Below are 16,346 nucleotides of genomic sequence, written 5' to 3' on the forward strand. Positions count from 1 at the left end.
ATTGACAGAAAGCATGACACCATCCGAAGAAGAACCATTGGTTACGACGGCCAATGCCGACAACGAAGGGACTGCTCCAGACTCTGAAACTCAGTCATCGGCAGCCAGCGAGGCTGGTGATCGTACATCAGAAGAAGGGTCCCGCGCGCCAAACGATCCTGCTGAAGGTGCAGACGAATAAAATTTTATCGACTAATAAGTGGCCGCTGTTGGTTGCTTATTAGTCGATAATGACGGACAGCAGCGTCTGGCATTTCAACTCGGTTTCCTGCCACTCGCGTTCGGGCACCGAGTATTCGGTCAGGCCGGCACCGGCGTATAGGGTGGCTAGTGTACCTTCCAGTTTCATGCAGCGGATATGCACAAACAGATCGCTGGCTGGTGATTCACTCGCCGTGCCGGTGTTTACCGGGCCAAGAAACCCGCTGTACAGATCACGATCGTGGTTTTCGTGCTGCCGGATAAAGTTGACAGCCACATCGCGGGGTGTTCCGCAAACGGCTGACGTTGGGTGAAGTAGGCGCAACATCACGGTTCCAAGTTGCGGGTATCGCACAGCCTGCGTATCAACGGTAAAGCTGCTGCCAAGGTGCATCAAATTGCCGGCAACAACCGTTTTTGGTCCTTCTTCAATATATTCCCGTAGCCGGATTCGCTTGAAACACTCGATGATGTAGCGACTTACCAGCGCCTGTTCCTCAATTTCTTTCTGCGACCACATCGCTTCCGACGGACGCTTCATTGTACCATCGGATTCAAATGCCGACTGTGTTCCGGCTAAAGCATTCGTTTGGAAAATGCCGTTGGCATCGATGCTAACCAACCGTTCAGGTGTCGCGCTTATCCATATCTGCCCTTTTTCGGGGATGGATACGGCTGAAATAAACGCAGTCGGGTATTTCTTGCACAGCTTATCGAACAGCGCAACGGCATTCGGCGCATCGTCAAACTGTAGCTGTTTCGTTCTGGATAATACTACCTTTCTGAATTCACCCCGTTGCATGGCGCTAACGGCTTCGGCAACATTGGCTATGTACTGCGCTTCGGCTTCCGGATCGGCAATTGGCGTCGGAGCTACCAGGCTCACGTGGCTATTATGTTCAGGTTGCTTTGCGAGAAGATCGCTGAACTGGTCAGCTGTTTCACCGGGCGTGACGGTGACGTGTGTCGGCTCCGCGTCGGAAAAAATAGCCTGGATATCAGCGCGCAGAAATAAGGTTTGAGCGGGTGATGCCGTATCGGAGTTAAAATTGTCGAAGGGACTAACGAGAAAACCGGCGGGTAGTTCTTCCAGATCGGCCGAAACGCGGGGTACTACCTCGTCGAAGGAGACGATCAGATGTTTAGTCTGCTGATTAGGCAAGCGCCAGAGAGCAGCGGGCAAGCCTATGGTGCGAGCCGTTTCCCAAAAATCAACAGGACTGGGCCAACGTCCGGAAGAATGGGTTGTTGAAACGATCGAGCTAACGTTATCAGATTGCATAGTCAATAATCGACCGGATTAGGGACGATTACTGGCATAACAGTTTGTAAGGGGAATTTGTGCGAACTATAACAAAACAGTTGTGAAACTCTCGTTCTGATTCTTCTGATCATTCCCCGATAGACTTAATCAAAGGAGCCATGTAACGCGGACATCCTGTCCGCATTGGCGCGAACGTGAAGTCAATGCGGACAGGGTGCCCGCGTTACGGTCAAATCCGGATGTCTTTCAGCATCAGTTGCAACGACACGTTCCCGTTGAAGACGTTCTGTTCCACCTGGTAGCAGATCGAAAAGGGCATTCCACGACGGAGCTGATCGGCCATGTGCGCAAAACCGAAGCCAATGGCGGTGATCGTATGGCCCGACCGACTTTGCTTCACACTGATTTTTAAATGCTTTTCCTTCATGATGATCGGGTCGCTGGCTAAGTAGACGTTCTCCGTCATGAATAGGGGCTGCATATTGTGTGGACCGAAGGGCCCCATCTGCTTAAGAATTCGGACGAGCTTATCGTTGATCTCACTGAAATCCAGCGGCAGATCAATATCGATGAGGGGCGTCAGGTGCTCGTCGGTTATTTTGCGCGACACGACTTCTTCGAACTTTTGCCGGAAGGCATCGATGTTATCGACGGACATCGTCATGCCAGCCGCAAACGTGTGACCACCGAACTGTTCCAGCAGGTCAGCGCATTCTTCAATGGCTTCGTATACATCGAAGCCCGGCACCGACCGTGCTGATCCGGCGGCTTTATCGTGCGATTGCGTCAGGATAATGGTCGGGCGATGGAAATGCTCGATACAACGTGAGGCAACGATACCGATGACGCCTTTGTGCCAAGTCGCATCGTAGAGAACGGTCGTCTTGGCGCTGAGCATGGCTTCATTTTGCCGGATCATAGCCAGTGCCTGTTCGGTGATGCTGCTATCGAATTCGCGTCGGCTGTTGTTATGCTTGTTGATCGCCATCGCGAACCCATCGGCTTCTTCCTCCGATTCGGCCAGCAGAAGCTGTACGGCGGCTTTGGCGTGTTGAATTCGGCCGGCGGCATTGATCCGGGGACCCAGGCCAAACACAAGATTGGTAATATCTAGCTCCTTCGAAAAGCCCGCTATTTTGATCAACGCCTTCAGACCTGTGCGCGGGGCTGCATTCAGGTACTTCAGGCCGTGATGAGCCATTACGCGATTCTCGCCCGTGAGCGGAACAATATCGGAGGCAATGCTGACCGCTACCAGATCGAGATAAGGATACAACTGCTGGATGTCGATCTGCTCGTGCTGACAGAACGCCTGTAGCAATTTGAACCCCACCCCGCAGCCGCTCAGTTCTTTGTAGGGGTAGTCGCAATCGTCCCGTTTGGGGTCCAGCACAGCGGCTGCATCGGGCAGTTCGGTACCGGGCCGGTGGTGGTCGCAGATGATGAAATCGACGCCAAGTGCCTTCGCTTCGGCCACACGCTCAATGGATTTGATGCCGCAGTCGAGCGCAATGATCAATGAAAATCCGTTTTCGGCGGCCCACTGAATACCCTGCTGCGAGATGCCGTAGCCTTCTTTGTACCGATCCGGAATATAGTAATCGATGGCTGGGTGATAATTTTTCAAAAAGCCATAGACTAATGACACGGACGTTGTGCCATCGACGTCGTAATCGCCATAAATCAGGATTTTTTCCTGCCGTTCGGGCTGCATGGCGCGCTTCAGACGGGCAACCGCGCGGTCCATATCCTTCATGGCAAAGGGGTCATGAAGGTGGCCGATTTCTGGTCGAAAAAACACACGGGCCGCGTCGTAGTTATACACACCACGCTGCACCAGCAACGCTGCCAGAAAAGGGCTGACGTTGAGCGACTGGGTTAATGATTCGATAGCAGACCGTTGTTCCACCGAATCGGGGAAGGGTTTTGTGATCCATCGTTTTTGAGGAGGTGGCGGTTGGGCTATCATAATTGCAAGATAAATCCGTTTTTACAAAAACACTGCGTCTATGTTCATTTTGCTTTCGGCTTTAAGCCTGTTCATGTCCGGCGGTGAGCCGGTTAAATCGCCTAAAAAGGCTAATCTACAGGTCGATGTACAGAACGTCCGTACCATGAAGGGAGATGTTTACATTGCGTTATTTAACGCGAAGAATACGTTTCCCGAAGGAAAACCATTGGAAGGCAAGAAACTGGAAGCCAAAGAAAAGAGCGTTCAGACAACGTTTTCCGTTGATCCGGGCGAATACGCCATTGCTGTTTATCACGACGAAAACGGGAATGGCAAAATGGACAAGCGCGTATTCGGCATTCCCAAGGAACCTTATGGATTCAGCAATAATTTCCGGCCAACCATGTCGGCACCAAAATTCAGCGACTGTCAGTTCAGCGTCGGTAACAGCAATAAATCGATCAGCATAAAACTGAATTAGACGGGTGTAGGAGCACATATGGCCGTAAACAAATATAGTCTCTCCGCTTCGATGTAAGGTATTTTAGCTCTTTCTTTAAAGTGCTTAACGTCGTACTGTGTTCTCATGGTCGTTTCTGTACCGATCAAGCCGTCGTGAAGCGTTAGGTCTTTACAGAACGTGTGTCCATGAGAACCTTCTTGATCAGGCGAAACAAGCCTGTTTTCTCTCTTCGAACGTATCTAACGGTTTCGCCTGCCCGTCGCTCTGGAGCCAACTCGTCTGAAGCATCTTGTTCTGTTCAGGTAAAGACCCGTTGGTAACGTTTAGCCGACTCCTGTTCCATCCGTAACTTTTTGCCTATATTCATAAACGTCACGTCAATAATGCGTAAATCGTTTACCCTTGTTTTCCTTCTTACTCTGTTTGTTGCTGCTTGCCGTAAAACAGATAATCCGCAACCTGACCAACCTCCTGTTAACCGCCCCCCAGCTGCCTTTTCGGTATCAGCTAAGCAAGCTGCGGTCAATGCCGATGTAATCCTCACCTGGACCAAAGCCAAAGACCCTGACGGTGACCCGGTCACGTACGACGTAGTCTGGAAAGACACGCTGGCCAACAATCTGACCGATACCACGTACACGCTCAAGAATGTTGGCTACACGGCTGTGCTGAGCGGTACTGTTGTAGCTACCGATAGCAAAAAAGCGACGACTACAGCTGTTTTTAGTTTTACTACTGGTGGGTATCCGTACTCTGCAATTCCCGACGTCAATTTTGAGAAAGCCCTGATCGACCTTAAAATCGACGATGTTCAGGATGGAAAAATACTGACCGCTACTGCGCAAACCGTGATAGGGCTCGATCTAGCGGCAAGAGGAATCAAAAGCCTGCAAGGTATTGAGGCCTTTTCCAGTCTGACTAAATTGAGTTGTCCCGCTAATAGCCTGACCGTACTGGATGTTAGTAAAAATCCGCTGTCAAAGCTGGACTGCTCGTTTAATCAGCTAACCGAGTTGGCCATTAGCCAAAACGTGTTGCTATCGGAACTGGATTGTAGCAGCAATCACCTAACCTCGTTAAATCTTAGTGCCAATACAATGCTGACAAAACTTAGTTGCAACACCGACGCTGTTATCTCACCAGGTATTCGCCTGGCTTCGTTAGATGTGAGCAAAAATACAGCCCTGACCTATCTATCTTTTGCTGGTAGTAGCGTCGGTTCGGTGGATGTCAGTAAAAACACAGCCCTGACCTTCTTATCCTGTAGCAATTTAAACACACTGGATATTAGCAAAAATAAGGCGCTAATTTATCTGCAATGTTATGGTTTGAGCGCGCTGGACGTTAGCAACAACACGGCGCTAATTTTTCTATACTGCAACGGCTGTCGGCTGACAATGCTGGATGTCAGTAAAAACGTAGGGCTGGGAACACTGGAATGCAATGCTAATAATCTAACCGCACTGGATGTCAGTAAAAACGTAGCGTTGGGTCGTTTGGTTTGTGCTGGGAATAAGCTAACCACGTTAAATGTTACCAACGCGAGGGAGTTAACGTTTCTGGGTTGCTACGGTAATCAATTAACGGCATTAGATCTTAGAAGTAATACCAAGCTAAGTCAAGTGTCTTGTGCCAAAAACAATATTCAAACTATCTGCGTCAGTAGTCTTTCCATCGTCACCAAAGACTGGAGCAAGGATGCGTCCGCTAATTACCAGGTTTGCCCATAATTGCTAAGTGCTCATCGACAGCCCGTACGATTGGCCGAAATCGGTCATACGGGCTTTGTCTGTTCGAGTAATCACCACCTGCAAACCCATCATAAACGATGGCTTGTGGCCTGCGTCTGCAATAGAAAGTAAGAGGCTGCTTTTTGGCGATTCAAAATTTATTCGTAATTTTATCCGGCAAATAACATCACTTGTTAATTGCCATGAGCTTAGATACGAGTAAGTTTCTTTACGAGGCTCTCACCTACGACGACGTATTGCTGCTGCCTGCCTATTCGGAGGTTCTCCCACGCGATACGCAAACCACCACCCAACTTACCAGAACCATCCGATTGAACATTCCGCTCATCTCAGCGGCTATGGACACCGTTACGGAGTCGGCGCTGGCGATCGCGATGGCGCAGGAAGGAGGCATCGGAATTATTCATAAAAACATGAGTATTGAGGCCCAGGCGGATCAGGTCCGCAAGGTCAAGCGTTCAGAAAGTGGGATGATCATCGATCCCATTACGCTCGCTGAAACCGCCAACCTGGGCGACGCGCACAAAATTATGCGTGAGTTCAAGATCGGGGGCATCCCGGTCGTTGACGATTCGGGTACATTGGTTGGTATTCTGACCAACCGTGATCTACGCTTCCAGACTGATTTCTCTCGACCGGTTACCGACGTTATGACCCGCGAAAAGCTGATCACAGCGCGCGAAGGGCTAACGCTGGAAGAGGCCGAAAGTATTCTTCAGGAGCACCGCATCGAAAAATTGCCGATCGTTAATAACGAGTATCAACTTGTTGGTTTAATTACGTACAAAGATATTCTGAAGAAAAAGAGTCACCCGAACGCCTGCAAGGACGAACTGGGCCGGTTACGTGTTGGTGCGGCTGTGGGCGTTACGCACGATTATGTACAGCGTATCGAAGCTCTGGTCAAAGCGGGTGTTGATGTTATCAGTGTCGATACGGCCCACGGCCACCATATTGGCGTTTTGAATGCAGTTCGTGCCATTAAAGAGCGTTTCCCAAAACTTCAGGTCATTGCCGGGAACGTAGCTACGGGCGAAGGGGCCAAAGCCCTTGCCGACGCGGGTGCCGACGCCGTGAAAGTAGGCGTCGGACCGGGAAGCATCTGTACCACCCGAATTATTGCTGGTATCGGTATGCCACAGCTGACAGCCGTTTATGAATCGGCCAAGGCATTGCAGGGCACAGGCGTTCCAGTTATTGCCGATGGTGGTATTCGCTTTTCGGGCGATATTACGAAGGCTATTGCCGGTGGAGCCAGCACGGTTATGATCGGATCACTGTTGGCCGGAACGGAAGAAGCACCGGGTGAAGTTGTTCTATACGAAGGGCGTCGGTTCAAGACGTACCGGGGTATGGGATCGGTAGAAGCGATGGAAGATGGGTCAAAAGACCGGTACTTCCAGGATGCCGAAGACGACATCAAAAAACTGGTGCCGGAAGGTATTGTCGGACGGGTTCCGTTCAAGGGCAAAGTTTCCGAGATCGTTTACCAGATGGTTGGTGGGTTGAAAGCGGGTATGGGCTACTGCGGTGCCGCTGATATTACGGCGCTGCAACAAGCTAAATTCGTGAAAATCACCACGGCTGGTTCGCGCGAAAGCCATCCGCACGACATTTCGATTCAGAAAGAAGCGCCGAACTATTCGGTGAGATAGTGATCACTGCCTTAAAACGCAGAAAGGAGCCAGCAGATACTGTTAGCTCCTTTCTGCGTTTGTACGAAACTGTTCATGGATTGGGTCCGTTGTCAGAAAACCACGGCTATTTATCAGGCTATGGCAACAAAACCAACAACGTAATGGAAAAACGTACCATTGGCAGTTCGCATCTGTCGGTAGCTCCGCTGGCCTTCGGCGGTAACGTATTCGGGTGGACAGCCGACGAGTCTACCTCTTTTCAACTATTGGATGCCTTTGTCGACGCCGGTTTCAACCTGATCGACACCGCTGATGTGTATTCGCGCTGGGTGCCCAGTAATCAGGGTGGCGAGTCGGAAACAATCATTGGCAACTGGCTGAAAAAGAGCGGAAAGCGTGATCAGGTGGTGATCGCTACCAAGCTTGGCGCAGAAATGGCCCCCGATAAAAAGGGATTAGGCAAAAACTACATACAGACTGCCGTTGAGGATTCGCTTCGTCGGCTGCAAACGGATTATATCGACCTGTATCAATCGCACTACGACGATCTGAATACGCCCATTCAGGAAACCCTCGACGGATTCGATAAATTGATCAAGGCAGGTAAAATCCGGGTCATTGGCGCGTCAAATTTTACCCCCGAGCGACTGATCGAATCGTTGAAGATCAGCGATAACCTGAATTATGCCGCTTACCAGAGTTTGCAACCGGAGTACAATCTGTACGAACGGGAGAGCTACGAAACGAAGTACGCACCCATTGTTGAGCAGTACGGCTTGAGCGTGATCAGTTATTACTCCCTGGCAAGTGGTTTTCTGACGGGTAAATACCGGTCGGAAGCGGATCTGTCGAAGAGTCCGCGCGGGCAGGGCGTTAAAAAATACCTAGACGATCGGGGTTTTGCTATCCTGAAAGCACTTGATGAAGTAGGGGAGCAGTATGGGGCTACACCGGCTCAGGTATCGTTGGCCTGGCTGATTGCGCAGCCGGGTATTGCCGCGCCTATTGCCAGTGCCACCACCGTTGATCAGTTGCATGATATTGCCAAAGCCGCCGAGTTAAAACTGGATCAGCAGGCCATCGACAAGCTAACGACAGCCAGCGCCCAATAGCTAGTTACGTATCGCGGCCTTTAGTCCACGTAGCCGCAGATCGCCAGACTACAGCTGTGCAGACTAAAGGCCACGATACGTAAATTAGTCGTTCTTGCAAGTAGATTTAAGATTCTAGTTATAGGTTTACGGTTTCAAACCGCCTGCTAACGAATGAATCAACCGACGCCTTCAAGACTGACGCTGCATCAGGTTATTATGCTGGTGTTGTCGGTCTATGTCGTATTGGCACTGCTCTTTCGTGAACTGGTGCCGCTCCACGAGGATACCCGGCAATTGCTCGATGAGATCGATTCAGGTATTTGCGTCTACTTCCTGTTCGATTTCTTTTTACGGCTCTATCAGGCTCCCAGCAAACTGGAATTTTTACGCTGGGGCTGGATCGATCTGCTGGCTAGTATCCCGGCTTTGGACTGGTTTCGGCTGGGGCAATTGATCCGTGTTTTTCGTATCCTGCGCATGGTGCGGGCGTTTCGTTCGATGCGCGAATTTCTGGCCTATATCTTCCGGAACCGCGCCAACGGGACACTGTCCGTCGTCTTGCTCAGTTCGGTCTTGCTGATGATCTTTGGTGCGGTCGCGATCTTGTACGTCGAACGAGTACCGGAAGCAAATATCAAAACACCGTCCGATGCGCTCTGGTGGGCATTCGTCACGATCACGACCGTGGGTTACGGCGACAAATTTCCCGTTACGACATTAGGTCGGTTTATTGCCGCCGTACTCATGATTGCCGGGGTGGGCCTGTTCGGTACATTCACCGGTTACGTTGCCAACTTCTTTCTGGAAGAGGATCAGGAAAAAGAAAAGGACGACCTGGAGGTGCTCATCAACGAAATCCGGGAGTTGAAGCAGAAAATCGATGCGTTGGAGAAACGCCTTGACGCGTAGCCACTAACTCATCTGTTCTAAAGTCAGCCAAGTTTCTCATCTGATCACTTTTCTGACGCGTCGGCGACACTGGTTGGTAGTTCATACAGCAGCCAGGTCTTGTTTCGAATGGCCGTTGATTTCTGCCGAATGAGCTTGATAAAGTCGGCAATGCCCAGCGGCTCATTCCCGTTGGCGTGGATAAGCACCAGACTACCCTGCTTCGGCTGTTGATTTTTGGCAAGCCAGGCATCACTGCCTATTGGCAATAAACCGAAAGTGAGCACACGGTCGAACACGGCTTTATCGGAGACCAGACCCGGAAACCGAAAGAAAGGCGAAGGAATGAGGCCATTGCTGAGCATTGCCTGTTCGTTGAGCAGAATTTCGTCGTTCAGATTTGTGTTGGGTTCCAGCAGGAAATTGACCGCCAGCGGCAGGCGAGGATCGAAGCGGTGGTGGTACGAATGATTGACCCACGTAATGTCCAGATCGCCCCGGTTCGCCAGTCCCTTCAGATACGCCAGATCCTGAGCATGACTCTCCATCCACAGCCCCGTAATCGTTATCGTTACCGGGACGGGTTTTTCTTCCGGTTCAAAAGACGCAATCAACTGCTCAAAAACCGAACGATCGAGTGGTTTATGCGATGGGCACAGATCGATCGTTAAGCTAAAGCCGCGCTCGGTGGTATCGGCTCGTTCCAGACCGGCGTCCTGTAAGTTGTGGTCCCGCTGCTGTTCGCCCTGCCACGCACGCAGGTAAGGGGTTCGGTTAAACTGTTGACCTATTTGGGGCCATGATAGCGGCTGAACCGCACTGGCCGGTAAATTGACGACGGCTGTTTTTAGCGTTTGGGGGTTGACCGTCAGATAGCGGGTTTCGCGGTTCTGTTGCCATTGGCGCAGAATAATCTGCTGAGGTTGTGTCCGCGTAGCACCAAAATAAACCCGGTAATTGCTGATCTGACCACTGGTTTTTGTACAGATCAGCAGGATCAAACAGCTGATAGACAGGAAGCGAGGCATTACTGAAAAGAAATCGGCACGAAAATGGACTCAAAGATAATGCACGGTGCTATTGGTTCCGTGGGTGGTCAGGTTAATTTCCCGAATGCCAACACAATGATTATCGATGACCATGTCTGCCGGATCGTGCTTCATCTGAATAAAGGTCGATGGCGTTAACAACACGAGCAGATTGCCCCGCTGAACGACTTTTTCGACGTGATAATGTCCACAAACAACCGTAACGTGACACGGTAACTCTTTGACTAACTCAAGAAACTCCTCACTCTGCCGAAAGGGGTAGTGGGTATCCATGTAGGTCACATCAGCGGGCAGGGGCGGGTGGTGCATAAAAATTAGCACGTTGTTGTCGCGGAGCGCGGCCATATATTCTTGCAACCAGGACCATTGCTCGGGCGATAGAACTCCCTTCGATGTATCTAAAAACAACGTCGGCCGACCTTCGAGCGGTAACGCGTAGTAAAGCTCGTTGCTGTGGAGGTGGTTCTGTCGTTTGAATACATCGGCGAGTAATGCTGAATCGTCGTGGTTACCGGCAATGACGTACGATGGAAAAGGCAGTTTGTCCAGTTCCTGCTTCACCCACGTGTAAATCGATCGATCGCCAACCGTGTTACAAATGTCTCCGCCGATCACCAGGCAACTAGGTTGCAGCTCGGCGAGAGAAGCCAGCGCATTCAGGAAATTTTGCCGCACATCGACACCCTGGGGCTTTTTGTCAGCCGTGTCGATGTGTAAATCAGTGATAAAGGCGATGCGCATAGACTGAGAGTGTAAGCCGTAAGGGCAGTTCTTTTAGATCGTTTTTGCTTCGTTCCAGTAAACGTCCATCTCGGCCAGCGTCATGTCACTAAGCGATTTGCCATCGGCACGGGCCTGTTGTTCCAGATACGTAAAGCGTTTAATAAACTTTTTGTTTGTACGCTCAAGGGCTGTTTCAGGATTAATATCGATAAAACGGGCATAGTTGACAAGCGAAAACAGGAGATCACCAAACTCACCTTCGGCTCGGCTGGAGTCGATTGCTTCGTTGGTATCGGTGTTGAATTCGGCTTTAAATTCCTGCATCTCCTCTTCGACTTTTTCCCACACCTGCTGCTTTTCTTCCCAGTCGAAACCCGCTCCCCGCGCTTTCTCCTGAATCCGCATGGCCTTCACCAGCGCAGGCAGCGAGCCCGGTACGCCACCCAGCACCGATTTATTCCCCTCTTTCAGCTTAAGCTGCTCCCAGTTTGCTTTTACCTGTTCTTCGGTTTCGGCAACGACATCGCCGTAAATATGCGGGTGTCGACTGATCAGTTTCTCGCAGACGCTGTTCAGTACGTCGGTCATATCGAAATGATCGGATGAGTCGGCCGCAGCTTCCGACGCAATTTTGGCGTAGAAAACAAGGTGTAACTGAATGTCACCCAGCTCTTTGCGGATTTCGGATCTGTCTTTCTCCAGAATGGCATCGGAGAGTTCGTAGGTCTCTTCGATGGTCAAATGCCGAAGCGTATCCATCGTTTGTTTGCGATCCCAGGGGCACTGGGCGCGCAGCTCATCCATGATGGTTAGTAATCGATCGAACGCCATCAACTGTTCCTGACGGCGGGGCGGTAACTCTTGAAATTGCTTCATTGGGCTCATCAATCAATAAGACTCGTCTGGCCTTATCGGTTCGTAGAAAATGACTTGTATGGAAAGCCGGGGACAAATAGGGTTGGCCACTGCATGAACTTAATGCCACCGTGGCTACAGATCTCTATAGGTAAAGATAGCAGAAAAGGTGCGAAAAGAAGGCGAGTATCTGGATTGATCGCCACAAAACAGATGACGACTTAACGAGCCACATGTTTCTCAAAGTTGTTGCCTCAATACGCAGGAAATAACGTGTCCGGTTTCGATCGATGAACTGTCCGAGAACGGACGAGAGACTAGATATCGTTTTTGTAACACATTGACAGACAAAGGATAATCAACGCTGGCACGGCACTTGATGGGTGTAGAGACAACATGAAAACTAACACTCCGTAAAAAGCAAGTTGAATGAATTAAGCTGATCCTCATCCAGTTTACCGCTGAACACCTGAATACCCATAACATTTGCGGCAAAAACAGCATCAGCCGTCGCCAGCGCGGAAGGCAGGAAAAAGCCTTCTTCCTGATCGGAAAAATGCCGAAGTAGCTGCCGCCGGGCGATGCCATTGATGCAACCCGTTTTGAGCGAAGGCGTAAAAAGCCTTTGCTGACTAAACCAGAACAGGTTAGACGCCACGCATTCGGCTAGGTAGCCATCCGTGTTCAGGAGGAGCACGTCGGCGAACCCGTGCTGTTGCTTGTATAAACCGGCCAAAACATAGGGTAACGAATTTAACGTTTTATAAGCCGATATTGGAGATTCCGCTAACCGAACGTCTTCATAAATTCCTATTTTTGTTGGTTCGGTTATACGGAATGGGTTTCCCGGTTGAGCCGTGATCAGATAATTGGCTTCCTGGCAGGTGGGCGTGTACAGGCCACCGGGCTTGCGCCAGACCTGAAGTTTAATGCGGGCCGGTTGGTTAACTAATCCATTGGCCAAAAGCAGCTTATGGATAAGCTGCTGAATCGATAGTTCAGTAACGTGTATAGGTAACTTTAAATGCAGAGCGGCCATTCCTGACGTTAACCGGGCCATGTGGTCAGGCAGGAACCAGAGGTGGTTGTGTTCGTAGCGGATGGTTTCAAAAAGCCCGTCCCCATACTGAAAAGCCCGGTCGTTGGCCGGTACTCGAAATTCGTCTTCCGTTTGTATATCCGAATTATAGACCAGAAACATGATTAGTTTGCGCCGTTTATCCCAAAATGATAGTTGCCCCGAAGGTAAGTTTGTAACATTGAACCATCAAAATCCAGCGAACATGCACGTGGCGTGGAAACAAATCGGGGCCGTTGTCGCTCTGATCCTAACAACAGGTTTATCAGGAACGTACGCACAGACCACATCCAGTGCATTACCGGCTGGCGCTGCAACGACATCCCTGGCGAATGGTACGGCAACCCGGCTGAATTTACAGCAATGTATCGATATCGCTCAACAGAACAACATTCAGGTTCGGCAAGGGCAATTGACCGTCGCTAACAGCGACTTGCAGTTACGCCAGTCCCGGTTAAACCTGTTACCGACGACTAACTTTCAGGCCAACCAGGGACTAAACGGTGGACGGAGTATTAACCCGCAATCGAACGGATTTATCCAGCAGTCTATTGTCTCGGGCAGTTATCAGCTGAACGGGGCCGTCACGCTTTACAATGGCATGACCCTGCGCAACACCATCAAGCAGAATGACCTGATCCTTCAGGCCAGCCGCCACGAGTTAAACGCTACGCAAAACAACGTGTCGCTGACGGTTGCCCAGAATTACCTGAATGTACTGACGGGCGCGGAGCAACTGGCGGTTGCCCAGCGTCAGGCCGAAGTGACGCAGGCTCAACTCGATCGTACCCAGCGACTGGTCAATGCGGGATCAGCACCCGAAGCGAACCTGTTTGAACTCCGTGCGACGTTGGCCGGTAATGACGTTGATGTGATTACGGCGCAAAACACGCTTGATCTGGCTCGCGTTGCCTTACTTCAGGCCATGAACGTACCAATCAATCAGGCTTTTGAGGTTGAGCCCATCAATGTGCCCGATCCCGGTCTTGATCCCTACACGGCAACTGTGCAGCAACTGTTTGATATTGCAGCTACGAATCTGCCGGAGGTGAAAGGAGCCGATATGCGCGTGCAAAGTGCCGCGTTGGGCGTTCAGGTGGCCAAAGGGGCGCTTTACCCAACCTTATCGCTGAACGGGAACTTGAGCAGTATTTATTCCAGTGCGGCTAACAAGCAGCAAGTGGCGACCGGTACGTCGAGCCAGCAGATCACCGGGTTCTTCACCGATGCCACGGGCGCGCAACAACCCGTCTATTCCAATGTCACGAATTTCAATATTGCCGATGTAACGTATGCTGATCAGTTGAAAAATAACTTCAACCGGTCGGCGTCACTCTTTTTGCGGGTGCCTATTTTTCAGGGTAATCTATCCCGAAATCGGATCACGACGGCGAAAATTCAGCAGCAGACCGCCGAGTTAACGGCTCAGAACACGCGCCTGACGCTCCGTCAGCAAATTGAAACGGCTTATACGGGCATGCGGGCGGCTGCCAATAAATTCCGTGCGACACAGGTGCAGGTTACTTCACTTGAAAAGGCGTTTCAGGTTGCCGAAAGCCGGTTAAATGCCGGTGCTATCAACGCGACTGATTACAGCATTGCCAAAACAAATCTCGATCGTGCCCGTGCCAGTCTGGTTCAGTCCAAGTACGATTATGTGTTCAGAACCAAGATTTTAGACTATTACCAAAATAAACCACTTGCATTCAATTAGTGAACGGGTGAATTGATGAATGACCGGACTGGTGTTCCCGAGGCTAATTTCTCGTCAAACTATTCATATATTCGCTCATTCACAAGTCAACCAGCATGAAACAGAAATCAAACAGAATTTGGTGGATACTAGGAGGGCTGATCATTCTGGTCGTTGGCGGTTTAGTAGCCGCTAAACAGGCCGGGATAATCGGAAAACCGAAATCGACAGAAGTAGATTTTGCGACCGTTAATCGAACAAACATTACCGAGCGGGTTAGTGCATCAGGACGGGTGCAGCCACAGGTTGAAGTGAAAATCAGTCCCGACGTATCGGGAGAAATAATCGGGCTCTATGTGAACGAAGGTGATCCCGTCAAAGCGGGCCAGCTGTTGTGCCGTATTCGCCCTGATAATTACGAATCGCTGCTGGCGCGGGCCAAAGCAACCGTCAACCAGAGTCGTGCCCAACTGGAGCAGTCCAAAGCGTCCGTAGCCCAGTCGAGTGCCCGGTTGATTCGGGCCAAAGCCGACTACGACCGAACCCGTAAACTATATGCCGACAAGGTAGTCTCTTCCGCCGACCTGGAAACGAGCGAAGCCAACTTCAACGTGGCCAAACAGGAGGTCGAAGCGGCCAATGCCAACGTTCGTGCTTCGCAGTTCAATATACAGAGCGCGGAAGCCAGTCTGCGCGATGCCAACGAGAACCTGCGTAAAACCACGATTTATGCGCCGGTTGGTGGAACGGTCTCGAAGCTGAATATCGAACTGGGCGAACGCGTGGTAGGTACGTCGCAGATGGCCGGGACCGAGATTATGCGGATCGCCAATCTCCAGAATATGGAGGTGCGAATCAATGTCAATGAAAACGACATTGTTCGGGTCAATATGGGCGATACAGCAGATATTGAAGTTGACTCCTACACGATGGCCGGGCGTAAATTCAAGGGTATCGTCTATGAAATCGCCAATACGGCCAATGGATTAACAAGTTCATCAGGTGCGGCCGCTACGGTTTCGGCCGATGCGGTTACCGAGTTCGAGGTGAAGGTCAAGATTCTGAATAATTCCTACTCAGATTTACTGGCACAAAAAGATAAGAAAGGCTATCCGTTCAAGCCCGGCATGACCGCTTCGGTCGAGATCATCACCGACCGGAAAAATGGCGTACTATCCGTTCCTATCGCTGCCGTTACGACGCGGGGTGCTGGTATCGACGCTACGGGACAGGTAGAAAAAGAAGAGCAGGAAAGCGAAGAGGCTACTAACGCGGTTCAGAAACCGGTCGAACAGATCGAACGGAAAGAAAAACCCAAAGAGATCGTTTTTGTCAACGTGGGCGGAAAAGCCACGCAGCGCGAGGTGAAAACAGGAATCAGCGATTTTGAGAATATCGAAATTATGTCGGGGCTGAAACAGGGCGAACAGATTGTATCAGGTCCGTTCGTTGCCGTGTCGAAGAAACTCAAGGATGGTGAACTGATCATCAAGCGCGATCCGAACAAGAATAAAAAGAAAGAAGACGAGAAGGAGTAACGTACTAGTCAATCTGCATCAATGGATGGTAATCTACCGGGTCAGCTTTAAAAAACTGGCGGGTAGGTTACCATTTCTTTTGCCCTCTTCAGTGTTGAGTATTGGGTGATTAGCTGGGTAAGGCTAGGCCACAAAATTTGTCCTGCATCGGCTTTCTTCCT

Annotated in this window: 14 protein-coding genes; 8 read left to right on the forward strand and 6 right to left on the reverse strand. The window is 50.6% G+C overall.

Going from position 1 to position 16,346, the window contains the following annotated elements:
* Positions 1-13: 13 nt before the first annotated feature.
* Positions 14-181 (forward strand): hypothetical protein, encoded by a 168-nt coding sequence (locus GK091_RS29400; RefSeq protein ID WP_170312759.1) that lies wholly within the window; start codon positions 14-16, stop codon positions 179-181.
* Between the two features lie 39 nt (positions 182-220).
* On the opposite strand, the gene GK091_RS20935 is transcribed toward GK091_RS29400, so the two are convergent.
* Positions 221-1,483: a chorismate-binding protein gene (locus GK091_RS20935; RefSeq protein WP_164041829.1), complete on the reverse strand. Its 1,263-nt coding sequence runs from the start codon at positions 1,481-1,483 to the stop codon at positions 221-223.
* Between the two features lie 211 nt (positions 1,484-1,694).
* Positions 1,695-3,434 (reverse strand): single-stranded-DNA-specific exonuclease RecJ, encoded by a 1,740-nt coding sequence (gene recJ, locus GK091_RS20940; protein WP_164041830.1) that lies wholly within the window; start codon positions 3,432-3,434, stop codon positions 1,695-1,697.
* Between the two features lie 40 nt (positions 3,435-3,474).
* Between recJ and GK091_RS20945 the strand changes: the two genes are divergently transcribed.
* From GK091_RS20945 to GK091_RS20965, 5 genes are all read left to right on the forward strand, one after another.
* A complete protein-coding gene (locus tag GK091_RS20945; protein WP_164041831.1) occupies positions 3,475-3,897 on the forward strand; it encodes a DUF2141 domain-containing protein in 423 nt (140 codons plus the stop codon).
* A 365-nt stretch (positions 3,898-4,262) separates the two neighbouring features.
* Positions 4,263-5,609 carry a leucine-rich repeat domain-containing protein gene (locus GK091_RS20950; RefSeq protein WP_164041832.1) on the forward strand — a complete coding sequence of 449 codons (1,347 nt, stop codon included), beginning with the start codon at positions 4,263-4,265 and terminating at the stop codon, positions 5,607-5,609.
* 203 nt (positions 5,610-5,812) lie between these two features.
* Complete coding sequence (gene guaB / locus GK091_RS20955; RefSeq protein ID WP_164041833.1) at positions 5,813-7,285, forward strand: IMP dehydrogenase; 1,473 nt, start codon at positions 5,813-5,815, stop codon at positions 7,283-7,285.
* A 143-nt stretch (positions 7,286-7,428) separates the two neighbouring features.
* Complete coding sequence (locus GK091_RS20960) at positions 7,429-8,379, forward strand: aldo/keto reductase (protein ID WP_164041834.1); 951 nt, start codon at positions 7,429-7,431, stop codon at positions 8,377-8,379.
* Positions 8,380-8,532: 153 nt separating this feature from the next.
* Complete coding sequence (locus tag GK091_RS20965; protein ID WP_164041835.1) at positions 8,533-9,270, forward strand: potassium channel family protein; 738 nt, start codon at positions 8,533-8,535, stop codon at positions 9,268-9,270.
* A gap of 44 nt (positions 9,271-9,314) precedes the next feature.
* Here the strand turns inward: GK091_RS20965 and GK091_RS20970 are convergent, their stop codons facing one another.
* The 4 genes from GK091_RS20970 to GK091_RS20985 form a co-directional block, all read right to left on the reverse strand.
* Entirely contained in the window at positions 9,315-10,277 is a 963-nt protein-coding gene (locus GK091_RS20970) for a polysaccharide deacetylase family protein (RefSeq protein ID WP_212592989.1), read from the reverse strand.
* Between the two features lie 30 nt (positions 10,278-10,307).
* Positions 10,308-11,039 (reverse strand): metallophosphoesterase family protein, encoded by a 732-nt coding sequence (locus GK091_RS20975; RefSeq protein ID WP_164041836.1) that lies wholly within the window; start codon positions 11,037-11,039, stop codon positions 10,308-10,310.
* Between the two features lie 33 nt (positions 11,040-11,072).
* Positions 11,073-11,897 carry a nucleoside triphosphate pyrophosphohydrolase gene (gene mazG / locus GK091_RS20980; RefSeq protein WP_164041837.1) on the reverse strand — a complete coding sequence of 275 codons (825 nt, stop codon included), beginning with the start codon at positions 11,895-11,897 and terminating at the stop codon, positions 11,073-11,075.
* Between the two features lie 382 nt (positions 11,898-12,279).
* The gene (locus GK091_RS20985; protein WP_164041838.1) at positions 12,280-13,077 is read right to left on the reverse strand and encodes an aminotransferase class IV; all 798 of its coding nucleotides are present in this window, start codon (positions 13,075-13,077) and stop codon (positions 12,280-12,282) included.
* Positions 13,078-13,159: 82 nt separating this feature from the next.
* On the opposite strand from GK091_RS20985, the gene GK091_RS20990 reads away from it, so the two are divergent.
* The gene (locus GK091_RS20990) at positions 13,160-14,668 is read left to right on the forward strand and encodes a TolC family protein (protein ID WP_164041839.1); all 1,509 of its coding nucleotides are present in this window, start codon (positions 13,160-13,162) and stop codon (positions 14,666-14,668) included.
* 95 nt (positions 14,669-14,763) lie between these two features.
* Positions 14,764-16,185 carry an efflux RND transporter periplasmic adaptor subunit gene (locus tag GK091_RS20995; protein WP_164041840.1) on the forward strand — a complete coding sequence of 474 codons (1,422 nt, stop codon included), beginning with the start codon at positions 14,764-14,766 and terminating at the stop codon, positions 16,183-16,185.
* Positions 16,186-16,346 lie beyond the last annotated feature (161 nt).

This window comes from Spirosoma agri, assembly GCF_010747415.1.
GTDB lineage: Bacteria > Bacteroidota > Bacteroidia > Cytophagales > Spirosomataceae > Spirosoma > Spirosoma agri.

Coding starts and splice junctions, on each gene's coding strand:
- GK091_RS20965 (WP_164041835.1), top strand. CDS start 8,533: ATGAATCAACCGACGCCTTCAAGACTGACGCTGCATCAGGTTATTATG.
- GK091_RS20960 (WP_164041834.1), top strand. CDS start 7,429: ATGGAAAAACGTACCATTGGCAGTTCGCATCTGTCGGTAGCTCCGCTG.
- GK091_RS20975 (WP_164041836.1), bottom strand. CDS start 11,039: ATGCGCATCGCCTTTATCACTGATTTACACATCGACACGGCTGACAAA.
- guaB (WP_164041833.1), top strand. CDS start 5,813: ATGAGCTTAGATACGAGTAAGTTTCTTTACGAGGCTCTCACCTACGAC.
- GK091_RS20985 (WP_164041838.1), bottom strand. CDS start 13,077: ATGTTTCTGGTCTATAATTCGGATATACAAACGGAAGACGAATTTCGA.
- recJ (WP_164041830.1), bottom strand. CDS start 3,434: ATGATAGCCCAACCGCCACCTCCTCAAAAACGATGGATCACAAAACCC.
- GK091_RS20970 (WP_212592989.1), bottom strand. CDS start 10,277: ATGCCTCGCTTCCTGTCTATCAGCTGTTTGATCCTGCTGATCTGTACA.
- GK091_RS20935 (WP_164041829.1), bottom strand. CDS start 1,483: ATGCAATCTGATAACGTTAGCTCGATCGTTTCAACAACCCATTCTTCC.
- GK091_RS20990 (WP_164041839.1), top strand. CDS start 13,160: ATGCACGTGGCGTGGAAACAAATCGGGGCCGTTGTCGCTCTGATCCTA.
- mazG (WP_164041837.1), bottom strand. CDS start 11,897: ATGAAGCAATTTCAAGAGTTACCGCCCCGCCGTCAGGAACAGTTGATG.
- GK091_RS20945 (WP_164041831.1), top strand. CDS start 3,475: ATGTTCATTTTGCTTTCGGCTTTAAGCCTGTTCATGTCCGGCGGTGAG.
- GK091_RS20995 (WP_164041840.1), top strand. CDS start 14,764: ATGAAACAGAAATCAAACAGAATTTGGTGGATACTAGGAGGGCTGATC.
- GK091_RS20950 (WP_164041832.1), top strand. CDS start 4,263: ATGCGTAAATCGTTTACCCTTGTTTTCCTTCTTACTCTGTTTGTTGCT.
- GK091_RS29400 (WP_170312759.1), top strand. CDS start 14: ATGACACCATCCGAAGAAGAACCATTGGTTACGACGGCCAATGCCGAC.